Origin of the sequence: Pseudoselenomonas ruminantium, from assembly GCF_900104055.1 — a bacterium.
In the GTDB taxonomy this organism is placed as follows: Bacteria; Bacillota; Negativicutes; order Selenomonadales; family Selenomonadaceae; genus Selenomonas_A; species Selenomonas_A ruminantium_C.
Genome location: NZ_FNJQ01000068.1, coordinates 1 through 1,677, shown reverse-complemented (window position 1 = coordinate 1,677; position 1,677 = coordinate 1). Strand labels below are relative to the sequence as shown.

The 1,677-nt window shown below is 34.8% G+C and carries 3 protein-coding genes; all 3 read right to left on the bottom strand.

Annotated features, from left to right (window positions below; translation table 11 throughout):
* Window positions 1-91: 91 nt before the first annotated feature.
* Entirely contained in the window at window positions 92-346 is a 255-nt protein-coding gene (locus BLQ59_RS15500) for a glycosyltransferase family protein (protein ID WP_074573701.1), read from the bottom strand.
* Window positions 347-350: 4 nt separating this feature from the next.
* Window positions 351-1,175, bottom strand: coding sequence for a glycosyltransferase (locus BLQ59_RS15495; protein ID WP_143005398.1), 825 nt, complete (start codon window positions 1,173-1,175; stop codon window positions 351-353).
* A gap of 10 nt (window positions 1,176-1,185) precedes the next feature.
* Window positions 1,186-1,677: GNVR domain-containing protein (locus tag BLQ59_RS15490; RefSeq protein ID WP_305367197.1), on the bottom strand; the 492-nt coding region annotated here is incomplete at its 5' end.

The following is a 1,677-nucleotide window of genomic DNA, read 5'->3' as shown; positions in this document are numbered from 1 at the left end:
GATGGCTCTGTCTATCATATCGGATGGCTAACGCCATCTATATTAAGTGGCTCTGAGAAGCATATTGATATGCTCTCAAGCGCCGCAGTATTCACTCTTTGTGTTGTCTAAAAAAATTATACAAATCATAAATATATTTAATTATATTGTTATCTTCCCTAACAGATAATCGATAGATTCTACCGCCCAGCTTTTCGATTTCTTCATCGTATTGAAATTCTTTTTTATAATGTACTAAGAAATCGAATTGTACCTTCTCTCTATCTATATGCCGATATATATTCATAATAAAGGTTTCCAAACCACCCATTTGCATATTAGGAACCACATGCAGCACTCTAACCATGTTCTTAACCTCTTAAAAATTTCATATAAATCTTTTTTCTTAAGTAATTAGGCAGCATACACACTACAGCATGTGCTCCTGCAGAAACACAAAAATCGCCATAACTCATGTACCCAATCTTATATTGTTTCCATTTAAATGAAACTAAATTCTTCATATATTTCCATCCACCACGTCGTTTAAAAAAATCATCATTAATCCTAATAAAATATAGCGGTTCTTGAATATTATAGCATGGTACTTTATATTTAATAACCACACGCAAAAAAAGATCATAATCCTCATACAGTGGTGCATTATTATAACCACCACATTTAATTATTATATCCTTTTTATATAACACTGTTGGATGTAACAATGCACATCTTCTCTTCATAAACTCAAATATTTGATTTGTATTCTCTGGCACTTTATGTATTGCTACTACATTATCCAAACTTCCATTAAATTCTGCCTCCCAAGAACCAATTATCCCACAATCTTTATGTGCATTTGCTGCCTTTAATAATTTCTCATTTCTATCAAAAACGCAATAATCATCGGCATCCATGCGTATAACTATATTATTCCTACACTCCTTTAATCCGACATTTAAAGCAGGTCCAAGTCCAACATTATTTTTTAGAGGAATCACCTTAAAAACACAAGGATATCCATCAATAAATTTTTTTATCACTCGTTCTAAGTCTTCGCTTATCTCACCATCTTTCACCAGTATAATTTCATCAGGAAAAACAGTTTGTAACACGATACTACTCAAACTTAGTTCTAGCCAATCTGGTCTATCCTTATAATATACCGACATCAATACACTATACTTATTCAGCAACTTTATCACCTTACATATTTTTTCTATACATCAAGACTACATATATGGAAGATATAAACATCCCCAATATTACACCTATAATAATTATTATTTTTCTCAGTGCGCGTAATGAATCTATCTTCGGCAGATTCGCCGCATCGATAACCTGAATATCCATGCTTTCCATGGCTTCTTTTAACTTGTTATCTTCAGCCTGTTTGATCAGATTGGTATAGATCTGTTCCTTGATTCCTGTATCACGCTGAAGATTCAGATATTCCAACACATCTTTTGGAAAACCTTCGAGCTCCTTTTCTTTTTCCGCCTTACGAGCCTGAATGGCTTCTTCACTTGCTTTGGCTACAGCCATGCTTACTTGCGCATTGGCCTGTTCAGCGATCATTGCCGCCTGCGTAGGGTTGATGGTGGTATATTTTGAGGCTACGACTGCATTGACTTCTTCGGCCAATTTTTTCTGCAGGGCTGCAATTTTTTCCTTAGCCGTGATAATGCTGGGATGTTC

Excerpts from the sequence above, each read along its gene's own strand:
- BLQ59_RS15500 (WP_074573701.1), bottom strand. The coding sequence starts at position 346 with ATGGTTAGAGTGCTGCATGTGGTTCCTAATATGCAAATGGGTGGTTTG.